This window comes from Citrobacter sp. wls826 (assembly GCF_005281245.1).
In the GTDB taxonomy this organism is placed as follows: Bacteria; Pseudomonadota; Gammaproteobacteria; order Enterobacterales; family Enterobacteriaceae; genus Citrobacter; species Citrobacter braakii.
This window is the reverse complement of record NZ_SZWS01000027.1, coordinates 73,366-87,176: the sequence shown is the minus strand read 5'-3', so window position 1 is coordinate 87,176 and position 13,811 is coordinate 73,366. Positions and strand designations below refer to the sequence as shown.

11 protein-coding genes are annotated in these 13,811 nt (G+C 45.5%); all 11 read left to right on the top strand.

Going from position 1 to position 13,811, the window contains the following annotated elements; genetic code table 11:
- The coding region (locus tag FDW87_RS21945; RefSeq protein ID WP_252363039.1) for an undecaprenyl-phosphate glucose phosphotransferase at positions 1-913 on the top strand (913 nt) is incomplete at its 5' end.
- A 1-nt stretch (position 914) separates the two neighbouring features.
- Positions 915-2,393, top strand: coding sequence for a colanic acid undecaprenyl disphosphate flippase WzxC (gene wzxC / locus FDW87_RS06325; RefSeq protein WP_049270709.1), 1,479 nt, complete (start codon positions 915-917; stop codon positions 2,391-2,393).
- A gap of 23 nt (positions 2,394-2,416) precedes the next feature.
- Complete coding sequence (gene wcaK / locus FDW87_RS06320) at positions 2,417-3,697, top strand: colanic acid biosynthesis pyruvyl transferase WcaK (protein ID WP_137379544.1); 1,281 nt, start codon at positions 2,417-2,419, stop codon at positions 3,695-3,697.
- Positions 3,694-4,914: a colanic acid biosynthesis glycosyltransferase WcaL gene (wcaL, locus tag FDW87_RS06315; protein WP_137379543.1), complete on the top strand. Its 1,221-nt coding sequence runs from the start codon at positions 3,694-3,696 to the stop codon at positions 4,912-4,914. The genes wcaK and wcaL overlap by 4 nt, the downstream gene beginning before the upstream one ends.
- 11 nt (positions 4,915-4,925) lie before the next feature.
- The gene (gene wcaM, locus FDW87_RS06310) at positions 4,926-6,320 is read left to right on the top strand and encodes a colanic acid biosynthesis protein WcaM (protein WP_137379542.1); all 1,395 of its coding nucleotides are present in this window, start codon (positions 4,926-4,928) and stop codon (positions 6,318-6,320) included.
- Between the two features lie 164 nt (positions 6,321-6,484).
- The gene (gene galF / locus FDW87_RS06305; RefSeq protein ID WP_049040303.1) at positions 6,485-7,375 is read left to right on the top strand and encodes a GalU regulator GalF; all 891 of its coding nucleotides are present in this window, start codon (positions 6,485-6,487) and stop codon (positions 7,373-7,375) included.
- Positions 7,376-7,754: 379 nt separating this feature from the next.
- The gene (locus FDW87_RS06300; protein ID WP_047413980.1) at positions 7,755-9,170 is read left to right on the top strand and encodes a mannose-1-phosphate guanylyltransferase/mannose-6-phosphate isomerase; all 1,416 of its coding nucleotides are present in this window, start codon (positions 7,755-7,757) and stop codon (positions 9,168-9,170) included.
- Between the two features lie 21 nt (positions 9,171-9,191).
- Positions 9,192-10,568, top strand: coding sequence for a phosphomannomutase CpsG (gene cpsG, locus FDW87_RS06295; RefSeq protein ID WP_049040301.1), 1,377 nt, complete (start codon positions 9,192-9,194; stop codon positions 10,566-10,568).
- The gene (locus FDW87_RS06290) at positions 10,569-11,363 is read left to right on the top strand and encodes an ABC transporter permease (protein WP_049040300.1); all 795 of its coding nucleotides are present in this window, start codon (positions 10,569-10,571) and stop codon (positions 11,361-11,363) included.
- Positions 11,363-12,589: an ABC transporter ATP-binding protein gene (locus FDW87_RS06285; protein WP_049040299.1), complete on the top strand. Its 1,227-nt coding sequence runs from the start codon at positions 11,363-11,365 to the stop codon at positions 12,587-12,589. The genes FDW87_RS06290 and FDW87_RS06285 overlap by 1 nt, the downstream gene beginning before the upstream one ends.
- Entirely contained in the window at positions 12,579-13,634 is a 1,056-nt protein-coding gene (locus FDW87_RS06280; RefSeq protein ID WP_137379541.1) for a bifunctional 2-polyprenyl-6-hydroxyphenol methylase/3-demethylubiquinol 3-O-methyltransferase UbiG, read from the top strand. Before FDW87_RS06285 ends, FDW87_RS06280 begins: the two co-directional genes overlap by 11 nt.
- Positions 13,635-13,811 lie beyond the last annotated feature (177 nt).

Sequence of the window (13,811 nt, the reverse complement as noted above, 5' to 3'; positions counted from 1 at the left end):
CAGTTTTCGCCATGAACCGTGGCTGGGATTTGAAGTGGCGGGGGTCTATCACGACCCAATCCCTGGAAAAAATTCCCGCGACTGGGCCGGTAATCTGCAACAACTGGTGGACGACGCCAAAGCTTCACGCATTCATAACGTTTATATCGCCATGTCGATGAGCGATGGCGCCAGCGTAAAAAAACTGGTGCGTGAGTTGGCCGACACCACCTGCTCGGTGATCCTCATTCCTGATGTCTTTACCTTCAACATCCTGCATTCACGGATTGAAGAGATGAACGGCGTTCCGGTAGTGCCGCTGTATGACACGCCGCTCTCGGGGATTAATCGCCTGTTAAAGCGCGCGGAAGATATCGTGCTGGCTTCACTGATCCTGCTGCTTATTTCCCCGGTGCTGTGTGGTATTGCGCTGCTGGTAAAACTGACCTCCAAAGGTCCGGTGATTTTCCGCCAGACCCGCTATGGCATGGACGGGAAGCCGATCAAAGTCTGGAAGTTTCGCTCGATGAAAGTGATGGAGAACGACGCGGTGGTGACGCAGGCGACGCAAAACGATCCGCGCGTTACCCCTGTGGGAAATTTCCTGCGCCGGACGTCGCTCGATGAACTGCCGCAGTTTATTAACGTCCTGACCGGGGGGATGTCTATCGTCGGGCCACGTCCGCATGCGGTAGCGCACAACGAACAGTACCGCCAACTGATCGAGGGGTACATGTTACGCCATAAGGTGAAACCGGGCATTACCGGCTGGGCGCAAATCAACGGCTGGCGCGGTGAAACCGATACGCTGGAAAAAATGGAAAAACGTGTGGAGTTTGACCTCGAATACATTCGCGAGTGGAGCGTGTGGTTCGATATCAAAATTGTTTTTCTGACGGTATTCAAAGGCTTTGTGAACAAAGCGGCGTATTAACATGAGCTTACGAGAAAAAACGCTTAATGGCGCAAAGTGGTCGGCGATTGCTACGGTGATCATTATTGGTCTGGGACTTATCCAGATGACCGTCCTGGCGCGGATTATTGATAACCACCAGTTTGGGTTGTTAACCGTGTCGCTGGTGATCATTGCGCTGGCCGATACGCTGTCGGATTTCGGTATCGCCAATTCAATTATTCAGCGCAAAGACATCGGTTATCTTGAGCTGACAACGCTGTACTGGCTCAACGTTGGGCTGGGTATGGTGGTATGTGTGGCGATGTTTCTGCTTAGCGGGACGATTGCCAGCGTGCTCAATAATCCCGAACTGGCGCCACTCATCAAAACCTTATCGCTGGCGTTTGTGGTGATACCGCACGGGCAGCAGTTTCGCGCGCTGATGCAAAAAGAGCTGGCCTTCAACAAAATTGGCATGATTGAAACCAGTTCGGTGTTGGCCGGTTTTACCTTTACCGTGGTCAGCGCCCATTTCTGGCCGCTCGCGCTGACGGCCATTCTCGGGTATCTGGTGAACAGTATGCTACGAACGCTGCTGTTCGGCTATTTTGGTCGCCGGATTTACCGTCCGGGGCTGCATTTTTCGCTGGCATCCGTTTCGTCGAACCTGCGTTTTGGCGCGTGGCTGACGGCAGACAGCATTATCAATTACCTCAATACCAACCTTTCCACGCTGGTTTTAGCCAGAACGTTGGGCGCTGGCGTGGCGGGCGGATTCAATCTCGCCTGGAACGTGGCGGTTGTTCCCCCGATCAAACTGAACCCGATTATTACCCGTGTCCTGTTTCCGGCGTTTGCCAAAATTCAGGACGACAGTGAAAAGCTACGGGTGAATTTTTACAAGCTGCTGTCGGTGGTCGGGATCATTAACTTCCCGGTACTCCTGGGATTGATGGTGGTGTCGAACAATGTGGTGCCGCTGGTATTTGGCGAGAAGTGGAACGGTATTATTCCCGTCTTGCAACTGCTGTGCATTGTTGGACTGCTGCGATCTGTGGGGAATCCGATCGGTTCACTGCTGATGGCGAAAGCACGGGTCGACATCAGCTTCAAATTCAATGTGTTCAAAACCTTTCTGTTTATTCCCGCCATTTTCATCGGTGGTCATCAGGCCGGGGCGATTGGCGTGACGCTGGGCTTTTTGCTGGTCCAGGTGATTAACACGATCCTCAGTTACTTCGTGATGATCAAACCTGTTCTTGGCTCCAGCTACCGCCAGTACATGCTCAGTCTGTGGCTGCCGTTATATCTCTCTTTACCTACCCTTGTGGTGAGCTATGCGCTGGACGTAATGCTGCGCAGCCAACTGTCGCCAGGCGCGTTGCTGGGGATCCAGGTAGCGGCAGGAGCACTGGCGTTCGCGGCGATGATTGTGGTGTCGCGCCATCCGTTAGTGGTGGAAATAAAACGCCAGCTCTGCCGCAGTGAAAAAATGAAAACCTTGCTTCGTGCAGGATAAGAACAACGCTTTAAGAGGTCATAATGAAACTATTAATTTTAGGCAACCATACCTGTGGGAACCGTGGGGATAGCGCGATTCTGCGCGGTTTGCTGGATGCCATTAACGCGTTGCGTCCTGAGACTGAAGTGGATGTTATGAGCCGTTATCCGGTGAGTTCTTCGTGGTTACTGAACCGCCCGGTGATGGGCGATCCGCTGTATTCGCAGATGAAGCAACACAATAACGCCGCGGGCGTTATGGGACGCGTGAAGAAGGTGCTGCGTCGTCGCTATCAGCATCAGGTGCTGCTCTCGCGTGTCACCGATTCCGGTAATCTGCGCAATATCGCGATCGCCCAGGGGTTTACCGATTTTGTTCGTCTGCTGTCGCGCTACGACGCCATTATCCAGGTCGGCGGATCGTTTTTTGTCGATCTGTATGGCGTACCGCAGTTTGAACATGCCCTGTGTACGTTTATGGCGAAAAAACCGCTGTACATGATTGGCCACAGCGTGGGGCCATTCCAGGATGAACAGTTTAATCAACTGGCGAACTACGTTTTTGGACACTGTAATGCGTTGATTTTGCGTGAATCCGTCAGTCTGGATCTGATGAAGCGCAGTGCAATAAACACGGATAAAGTCGAAACCGGGGTAGATACCGCCTGGCTGGTAAATAATCATGATGAGGATTATGAGCCTGGTTATGCCGTACAGCACTGGTTACACATGGCGGCAAAACAGAAGACCGTTGCCATTACTCTGCGTGAGCTGGCTCCTTTTGATAAGCGTCTGGGGACAACGCAGCAGGCCTATGAGCAAGCCTTTGCCGGGGTAGTGAACCGCATCCTTGATGAAGGTTACCAGGTGATAGCGCTGTCAACCTGTACCGGTATTGATAGTTACAACAAAGATGACCGCATGGTGGCGTTGAACCTGCGCCAGTATATTAACGACCCGGGCCGTTATCACGTGGTGATGGATGAACTCAACGACCTGGAGATGGGGAAAATTTTGGCTGCATGCGATCTGACTGTGGGGACTCGTTTACACTCGGCCATCATCTCGATGAATTTTATGACGCCAGCCATCGCCATTAATTATGAGCATAAATCGGCAGGTATCATGCAACAACTGGGGTTAGCAGAGATGGCCATCGATATTCGCCATCTGCTCGATGGCAGCCTGGAAGGGAAGGTCGCCGATGCTCTCGGACAGTTACCTGAGCTGAACATACGTCTCGGCGACGCGGTTAGGCGTGAGCGTGAACGTGGGGTGAACATGGTGCAATCGGTTTTAACGCGTATTGAGGGGGAAAAATGAAGGTTGGCTTTTTCCTGCTTAAATTCCCGCTCTCCTCCGAGACCTTTGTACTCAATCAGATTACCGCATTTATCGACATGGGCTACGACGTGGAAATTGTCGCGTTGCACAAGGGCGATCTTGAAAATACCCATGCTTCATTTAATACCTACCATCTGGGTGAAAAAACGCGCTGGTTACTGAATGAGCCGAACAGCAAACTGGCGAAGCTTAAGTATAGGGCAGTGGCGGCCCTGCGCGGTATTACCCGCTCAGCCACCTGGAAAGCGCTGAATGTTTCACGCTATGGCGATGAGGCGCGCAATCTGATTTTGGCGGCCATTTGTGGCGCGAACCCGCGGGCGTTTGAAGCGGATGTGTTTATCGCTCATTTTGGACCCGCAGGCGTAACGGCCGCCAAGCTGCGTGAGCTAGGGATGATCCGCGGCAAAATCGCCACGGTATTTCACGGCATTGATGTTTCGCATCGGGATGTGCTTGCCCACTACACCCCTGAATATCAGCAACTGTTTGAACGTGGGGATTTGATGTTACCTATTAGCAACCTCTGGGCCGGACGTTTAAAAAATATGGGGTGCCCGCCGCAGAAAATTGCGGTCTCGCGCATGGGAATCGATATGACGCGCTTTACGCCACGCCAGTTGAAATCGCCTGCCGCCCCGCTGGAGATTATCTCTGTCGCCAGGTTAACTGAGAAAAAAGGACTGCACGTCGCCATCGAAGCCTGTCGTCAGTTGAAAGAGCAGGGCGTCGCATTCCGTTATCGCATCCTTGGCATTGGCCCCTGGGAGCGTCGTCTGCGTACGCTAATTGAGCAATATCAACTTGATGATGTGATTGAGATGCCTGGCTTTAAACCCAGCCATCAGGTGAAGGAAATGCTTGAGCAGGCGGATGTCTTTTTGCTGCCGTCGATCACCGGAAGGGATGGCGATATGGAGGGGATCCCGGTGGCGCTGATGGAGGCGATGGCGGTGGGCATCCCGGTGATTTCCACCGTCCATAGTGGGATCCCTGAACTGGTCGAGTCGGGCAAGTCTGGCTGGCTGGCACCGGAAAACGATGCGCAGGCGCTGGCAGAGCGATTAGCGGCATTTAGCCTGCTCGACAGTGAGCAGGTGCAGCCGATTGTGCAGTGCGCGCGAGAAAAAATTGCAACTGAATTTAATCAGTTAGCGATCAATAAACAGTTAGCCAGTCTGCTGCAAACGATGTAAATCGAGGTTGTATGTCAGAGAAAAAACTCTCACGCCGTACTTTTCTGACGGCAGGCTCTGCGCTTGTCGTGCTGCATTCTCCCGTTGTTCGGGCGCTAGAATCACCGGGCAGCGTCAACATTCAGGATTACAACCCACAGGATTGGGTGGCTTCTTTCAGGCAGGCGTTCAAAGAAGGACAAACGGTCGTCGTACCAACAGGACTTGAATGTAAGGATATCAATACCGCCATCGTTATCCCGCCAGGCAAAACGCTATTCCTGCAAGGGCGAATAAGTGGCAATGGCCGTGGGCGCTTTGTTCTGCAGGATGGATGCAAGGTGATGGGCGAGCAGGGCGGGAGCCTGAGGAACGTTACCCTCGATGTGCGGGGGTCGGACTGTGTGATAAAAGGGATTGCCATGAGCGGTTTCGGTCCGGTGACGCAAATCTATATCGGCGGTAAAACCTCGAGGCTGATGCGTAATCTGATTATCGATGATATTACCGTCACGCGTGCTAACTATGGCATTTTGCGTCAGGGTTTTCATAATCGAATGGACGGCGTAAAGATCACGAACAGCCGTTTTAGCGATTTACAGGGTGATGCTATCGAGTGGAATGTAGCGATAAACGACAGCAACATCCTCATTTCTGACCATGTCATTGAACGTATCAACTGTACCAACGGCAACGTGAACTGGGGCATTGGCATCGGTCTGGCGGGGAGTACCTATGACAATAGCTATCCCGATGAACTGGCGGTAAAAAACTTTGTGGTAGCGAACATCACTGGTAGCGACTGCCGACAGTTAGTGCATGTGGAGAACGGCAAACACTTTATTATTCGTAATATTACCGCGCGAAATATCACTCCGGATTATAGTAAGAAAGCGGGCATTGATAATGCGACGGTCGCTATTTACGGATGTGATAATTTCGTAATTGATAATATCAATATGGAGAATAGCGCAGGTATGCTCATTGGTTACGGCGTAATCAAAGGGCGTTATTTATCCATTCCACAAAACTTTAAGTTAAATAATATCCATCTGGATAATACGAAACGTGAATACAAATTGCGCGGTATTCAGATCTCCTCTGGTAATGCGACATCATTTGTGGCGATTACCAATGTGGAGATGAAACGTGCCACGCTTGAGTTGCATAACCAACCACAGCACCTTTTTTTACGTAACATCAGGGTTATGCAGCAATCCGCGACGGGACCCGCGCTTAAGATGCACTTCGATCTCCGTCAGGATGTGCGCGGCAAGTTTATGGCAAAACAGGACACATTACTCTCGCTGGCGAATGTCCATGCGGTAAACGAAACCGGGCAAAGCTCAGTTGACATCGACCGGGTAAACCATCAGGTGGTGAATGTCGAAGCGGTGAATTTTCGACTCCCGGGACGGGAGAGGTAACTTTGCGACCATTCCTGGCTAAAGTGACACTCCCTGGGATTAAGATTACTGCATTGCGAAGTTAAGCGGCGTAACATACGCTGCATCGGAGTAATGTAATTCATACTGGCTAAAACAAGCTAAAAAGCTATAATTCAGCAACAATTGAATAGGTGAATGACTTAATGATTAATTTGAAAGCAGTTATTCCGGTAGCAGGTCTGGGGATGCACATGTTGCCTGCCACGAAGGCAATCCCTAAAGAGATGCTACCGATCGTAGACAAGCCGATGATTCAATACATTGTCGACGAAATTGTAGCTGCAGGTATCAAAGAAATCGTGCTGGTGACTCATGCGTCTAAGAACGCGGTTGAGAACCACTTCGACACCTCTTACGAACTCGAATCGTTGCTTGAGCAGCGTGTTAAGCGCCAGCTATTAGCCGAGGTGCAGTCTATCTGTCCTCCAGGCGTGACTATTATGAACGTTCGTCAGGCTCAGTTACTGGGTCTGGGTCATTCAATTCTTTGTGCTCGCCCAATTGTTGGGGATAACCCGTTTGTCGTCGTATTACCTGACGTCATTCTTGATACAGCGAGCGCGGATCCGCTGCGCTACAACCTGGCTGCCATGGTTGCTCGTTTTAACGAAACCGGGCGTAGTCAGGTGCTGGCTAAGCGTATGGAAGGCGATCTGTCTGAATACTCTGTTATTCAGACCAAAGAGCCTTTAGATAACGAAGGTAAAGTCAGCCGTATCGTTGAATTCATTGAAAAACCAGACCAGCCGCAGACTCTGGATTCCGATCTGATGGCAGTAGGGCGCTACGTGCTTTCTGCTGATATCTGGGCGGAACTGGAGCATACCCAGCCTGGTGCCTGGGGGCGTATTCAGTTGACGGATGCTATTGCTGAGCTGGCTAAAAAACAGTCGGTAGATGCGATGCTGATGACGGGCGACAGCTACGACTGCGGGAAGAAAATGGGGTATATGCAGGCGTTTGTTAAGTACGGCCTGCGTAACCTGAAAGAAGGGCCGAAGTTCAGGGAACAAATACTTAAGCTTCTGAGTTAGAGCGACTGAACTTGTGTCTTCTTTTGCAAACTGGTAAAGCAGCAGTATACGTAAGGTCTGATGATTCTCCTCATGCAAGTAGTATGCTGCTGCTATCATTTATTCATAAATTTCAAATACTAAAAAAGGTAGATCAGTAAGAAATTACTGTTCTACAGCTGGACATTTTCCTTGTCTACTCCTTCAAGAAATAAGAGAATATTAGGTCGAGATATTCCTGAATTTATTGAGGGTTATCTGGAATTTGTTAACCCAACAAAAAGTGAGCAGTGTTCTGGTTGCTGTAGAGCCAGTGCGGTAGCGTGCCCATTTCTTATTGAGTTACGATGATACATTTTTGCTGATTTTATTATAACGCATTGATATTAAAGGATATGAGATGTTACTTCCTGTGATAATGGCTGGTGGTACCGGTAGTCGTTTATGGCCGATGTCGCGCGAGCTCTACCCAAAACAGTTCCTTCGCCTGTATGGACAGCGTTCAATGCTGCAAGAAACAGTGCTCCGTCTGGATGATGTCGATGCACGGGAACCGGTAGTCATTTGCAATCAGGAACACAGATTTCTTGTTGCTGAGCAACTAAGACAAATTAATAAGTTATCTCATAATATCATTCTTGAACCCGTTGGCCGCAATACTGCGCCAGCGATAGCGCTGGCAGCATTAAGTGCAATAGAGAATGGCGATGACCCAATTCTTCTGGTATTAGCAGCCGACCACATCATTAACAATAAATCGGCATTTCACCAGGCGGTAAAGTCAGCATTTAAATTTGCCATGCAGGGGCGACTTGTCACATTTGGTATTGTACCAACAGGTGCAGAAACGGGTTATGGCTATATTCACCGCGGCCAGGAAGAAGTACTTGGCGAGAATATCGCTTACCAGGTGAGCCGTTTCGTAGAAAAACCGAACAAAGAAACGGCGGAGAGTTATTTAGCCTCTGGAGAATATTACTGGAATAGCGGAATGTTCATGTTCCGTGCGAAGAAATATCTTGAAGAGCTGGAAAAATTCAGACCTGATATACTTGAGTCCTGCAAGGCGGCTATCCGTGGTTGCAAAGATAGCGATGAGTTTATCAAGATTGACCGTGATCTGTTTATCGCTTGTCCGGATGAGTCAGTGGATTACGCGGTCATGGAAAAAACAACAGATGCTGTCGTAGTCGGACTTGATGCTGACTGGAGTGATGTGGGTTCCTGGTCAGCATTATGGGAAGTAAGTCCTAAAGATAAAAAAGGTAATGTGCTGACGGGCGATACCTTCATGCATAATGCAAACAATTGCTATATCAACACGGATGAAAAATTGGTTGCAGCTATTGGCGTTGATAATCTGGTAATCATTAATACAAAAGATGCCGTACTGGTCGTCGATAAGGATCAGGTACAGGATGTCAAGAAAGTTGTTGAATATCTCAAAGCCAATCATCGCAGTGAGTATAAACGTCATCGAGAAATATATCGCCCATGGGGACGATGCGATGTTGTTGTACAGACCGAACGCTTCAATGTAAACCGTATTACCGTTAAACCTGGCGCGGCATTCTCAATGCAGATGCATCATCACCGGACCGAACACTGGGTTGTGCTTTCTGGCACCGGTGAAGTGACAATTAAAGATCAGAAATTCCTGTTGACTGAAAACCAATCAACCTTTATTCCCATCGGAGCACAACATCGACTGGAAAATCCGGGCAAGATTCCATTGGAACTGCTTGAGATCCAATCCGGCTCCTATTTAGGGGATGACGACATTATTCGTATTAAAGACCAGTATGGTCGTTGCTAATTTTTGAAGGTATAAAGATTTATGTCCAAGCTGACTTGTTTTAAAGCCTATGATATTCGTGGAAAATTAGGTGAAGAATTAAATGAAGACATTGCATATCGTATTGGTCGAGCCTATGGTGAATTCCTGAAACCTAAAACAATCGTGTTAGGTGGCGACGTTCGATTAACCAGTGAGAGCCTGAAATTGGCATTGGCTGATGGTCTGATGGATGCGGGTACTGATGTCCTCGATATTGGTTTAAGCGGGACCGAAGAGATCTATTTTGCAACTTTCCATCTTGGTGTAGATGGTGGCATCGAAGTTACCGCCAGCCATAACCCAATGGATTACAATGGAATGAAACTGGTTCGCGAAAATGCGAAGCCTATCAGTGGTGACACCGGATTGCGCGATGTGCAGCGTTTAGCCGAAGAAAATAATTTTGCTCCAGTTGAACAAGAAAAGCGTGGTAGCTATAAACAAATCTCGATTCTGGATGAGTACGTTGACCATCTGATGGGATATATTGACTTCGCGAATTTTGCCCGACCAATGAAGCTCGTTGTAAACTCAGGCAATGGTGCTGCTGGTCATGTCATTGACGCGATTGAAAAACGTTTTGCCGCAGCCAATACTCCCGTTACCTTTATTAAAGTTCATCACCAACCGGATGGAACTTTCCCTAACGGAATCCCTAATCCTTTGTTACCTGAATGCCGTCAGGACACTTCTGATGCCGTTAAACAGCATAACGCTGATTTAGGGATCGCATTTGACGGCGATTTCGACCGTTGCTTTTTGTTTGACGGTGAAGGGCAGTTTATCGAAGGCTACTACATTGTTGGTTTGTTAGCTGAAGCCTTTTTACAAAAAGAACCGGGGGCGAAGATCATTCATGACCCGCGTCTGACATGGAACACCATTGACATTGTGACTAAAGCTGGCGGTATTCCAGTTATGTCGAAAACGGGCCACGCTTTCATCAAAGAGCGTATGCGTAAGGAAGATGCCATTTATGGTGGTGAAATGAGTGCCCACCACTATTTCCGCGATTTTGCATACTGCGATAGTGGGATGATTCCATGGTTACTTGTTTCTGAGATGTTATGTGTTAAGAACCTATCTCTTACAGATTTAGTGAAACAACGTATGCAAGCATTTCCTGCTTCTGGCGAAATTAACAGCAAACTGGAAAACGCTAATACTATCATTCAACGTATTTGCGATATATACAAACCAGAAGCACGAAATATTGATAATACAGATGGTATAAGTATTGAATATGACGATTGGCGTTTCAATCTTCGCTCGTCAAATACTGAGCCTGTAGTGAGACTGAATGTAGAGTCAAAAGATAATGTTGCATTAATGCAAATGAAAACTGATGAGATTTTAGCATTAATGGCAGAGAAATAAATGAAAGATTTACTGTTTGTTATATATAAATATCGCTGGTTTATACTAGGAAGTGTTAAAAGAGAGTTTCAAGTAAAGTATAAAACGAGTATGTTAGGTGCTATGTGGCTGATATTACAGCCACTCGCTATGATATTAGTATATACGTTAGTCTTTTCCCAGGTCATGAAAACCAGGTTGCCTGGGACTGGGGGTGTATATATGTATAGCATATATTTATGTATTGGTATAATTACATGGGGATTATTCGCAGAGATCGTAACTCGTAGTACGAATATATTTATTGAAAGTGCAGGGATATTAAAGAAGCTTAACTTTCCCAGAATTTGCTTACCAATAATAGTAACAATCTCAGCAATAATTAACTTTGTTATTATTTATATATTATTTGTTTTATTTTTGCTGTTTACAGGAAATCTTCATCCTTTAAACATCATTCAAATAATACCACTATTAATGGTGCAAATTATATTTTCTGTCGGGCTGGGTATGGTCCTTGGTATTCTTAATGTCTTTTTCAGGGATGTTGGTCAGTTTGTTGGAATCTTATTACAATTTTGGTTTTGGTTCACACCGATAGTTTATGTACTTGATGCGCTACCGGAAAAAGCAAGGGAAATATTAAGCTATAATCCGATGGCAATTCTTGTTGAAAACTATCAGCGTATTTACATTCATCAACAGCCAATAGATTGGATGAGTATTTTACCTGTTCTAATATCCGGTGGAATATTATGTATATTGGGCCTTTCATTGTTTAGAAAACACTCATCAGATATGGTGGATGAATTATAATGGCAAAGATTGTTGTACAGAATGTGAGTAAAGCCTACAAGGTTTACCGCACAAGATTTAGCCGCTTGCTTGAATGGTTTTCACCAACGAATTCTATTCGACATGATAAAAAATGGATATTAAAAGACATTAATTTTGTTGTGCAGCCTGGTGAAGCCGTAGGCATTATCGGCATAAATGGTGCAGGAAAAAGTACTCTTCTTAAGCTCATCACTGGTACGATTAAACCTACGACAGGTACGATAGATCTTACTGGTAGAGTTGCTGCATTGCTTGAGTTGGGTATGGGGTTCCATCCTGATTTCACTGGTCGTCAGAATGTTTATATGTCAGGGCAACTATTAGGGCTCAGTAATGAAGACATCGATCGTTTGATGCCCGAAATCGAAGAGTTTGCAGAGATTGGTGATTATATCGACCAGCCTGTAAGGGTGTATTCGAGCGGTATGCAAATGAGGCTGGCATTTAGTGTAGCAACTGCTGTCAGACCTGACATATTGATTATTGATGAAGCGTTGTCAGTAGGTGATTCATATTTTCAGCACAAGAGCTTTGATAGAATCCGCCAGTTTAGAACAGAGGGGACGACTTTATTGATTGTCTCGCATGATAAACTAGCAATACAATCTATATGCGATAAAGCCATTCTTTTAAATGCTGGTGAGATAGAAATACAAGGTCATCCAGAAAAGGTAATGGATTATTACAATGCCATGTTATCGGAAAAATCAACATCGGCGAAAAATATTAAACAAGAAGTTGAAAATGGAATAACAAAAACTATATCTGGAACAGGCGAGGCCAAAATTGACAGTGTTTCTTTGCTGAATAAAGAAGGTAAAGAAGCTGAGGTTTTAGGTGTAGGTGAAAAAGTGGCTCTTAATATCTCTGTGAGTATCCACAAAGATATCAAAGAGTTAGTTTTAGGTTACATGATTAAAGATAGATTAGGACAACCTGTCTATGGAACTAATACGTACCACAATAATAAGCAGTTAAAAAACCTTCAGGTAGGGCAAAAGTTTAATTATCGTTTTGACTTCAATTTAAATATAGGGGAAGGGAGTTATTCAATAGCGCTTGCATTACATGATAAAGATACTCATATAGGTAATAATTACGAATGGAGAGATTTGGCATTAGTATTTAATGTAATTAATTTCAATCAAAATCCATTTGTTGGGGTTGCGTGGATACCACCCGAGGTACAAATAGATGAAAGATAGCTTCTACAGTTCGTTTGAAGGGATGCATCGAGGTGACAGGGAAGACATTAAAAATCGCTTATGCGTTTATTTACCATTTCTTAGACCCTTCTCATTAACATCAAGTGATCGGGTGTTGTTGGATCTTGGTTGCGGTAGAGGTGAATGGTTGGAGCTGGTTACTACAGAGGGATTTACTGCTAAAGGCGCCGATTTAGATGAAGGCATGTTGTCTTACTGTAATGATCTTGGTCTTGATGTCGTTCAGGATGATGCGATTAGCTTCCTGAAACAATTTCCGGATGATTCTATCGATGTTGTCTCCTCGTTTCATGTTATAGAACATATTGGCTTTGATAATGTTAAATTACTTATCGAACAGGCATTACGCGTACTTAAACCGGGTGGGATTATTATTCTGGAGACACCTAACCCTGAAAACATTGTAGTTGCATCAAGTAGTTTTTATTTGGATCCAACGCATATAAAACCAATACCTAACCAATTATTGTCATTTTTAACTGAGTATATTGGTTTTGCCAGGACAAAAGTACTAAGGCTCCAGGAAAATAAATTATTACATAGTAAAGACGATATCGAACTAATAGATGTTATCGCAGGTGTAAGTCCTGATTATAGTGTTGTTGCACAAAAAAAATCTGATGATTCTGTTATGAGCCAATTTGATGAAGCATTTGGTTTAGAGTTTGGATTGTCATTTAATGTTCTTGCCAATAAATTTAACTCAAATCTAAATAATAAGTTTTACAACTTTTCTATCGAAATTGACAGCCTTAAACGAGAGTTCAATGTAATTACCGAAGAATGTAATCATTTGCGAGCGAGAAATGATGAATTACAATCTATGGTTGCGGAACAGCACTCAGAAATTGCCAGACAAGCCGCTGAGATTACCAGACAAGACGCCGAGATTGCCAGACAAGACGCTGAGATTGCCAGACAAGATACGGAGATTGCCAGACAAGATACGGAAATAAATGACGTTAAACAGTTAGTAGGCAAAAGTTTTTTTAATAGAATTAAGTCAATAATTAAAGGCAATTAAACTATAAGGTTTATTTATTTCTAGGTAAAGGTCAATGAAGATTTTTTTGTCAAAAATAATTAGACGGTTATTTAAAATTATAAGTTCGAATGTAAGGTTAAAGTCAGTAATTACTAGTGTTTTATTGAAATTGAATCTATATGACTCAATGAAGAAAATATATAACAAAAATATTAG

Coding starts and splice junctions, on each gene's coding strand:
- FDW87_RS06290 (WP_049040300.1), top strand. CDS start 10,569: ATGAAAGATTTACTGTTTGTTATATATAAATATCGCTGGTTTATACTA.
- FDW87_RS06285 (WP_049040299.1), top strand. CDS start 11,363: ATGGCAAAGATTGTTGTACAGAATGTGAGTAAAGCCTACAAGGTTTAC.
- FDW87_RS06280 (WP_137379541.1), top strand. CDS start 12,579: ATGAAAGATAGCTTCTACAGTTCGTTTGAAGGGATGCATCGAGGTGAC.
- wzxC (WP_049270709.1), top strand. CDS start 915: ATGAGCTTACGAGAAAAAACGCTTAATGGCGCAAAGTGGTCGGCGATT.
- FDW87_RS06300 (WP_047413980.1), top strand. CDS start 7,755: ATGTTACTTCCTGTGATAATGGCTGGTGGTACCGGTAGTCGTTTATGG.
- wcaK (WP_137379544.1), top strand. CDS start 2,417: ATGAAACTATTAATTTTAGGCAACCATACCTGTGGGAACCGTGGGGAT.
- galF (WP_049040303.1), top strand. CDS start 6,485: ATGATTAATTTGAAAGCAGTTATTCCGGTAGCAGGTCTGGGGATGCAC.
- cpsG (WP_049040301.1), top strand. CDS start 9,192: ATGTCCAAGCTGACTTGTTTTAAAGCCTATGATATTCGTGGAAAATTA.
- wcaL (WP_137379543.1), top strand. CDS start 3,694: ATGAAGGTTGGCTTTTTCCTGCTTAAATTCCCGCTCTCCTCCGAGACC.
- wcaM (WP_137379542.1), top strand. CDS start 4,926: ATGTCAGAGAAAAAACTCTCACGCCGTACTTTTCTGACGGCAGGCTCT.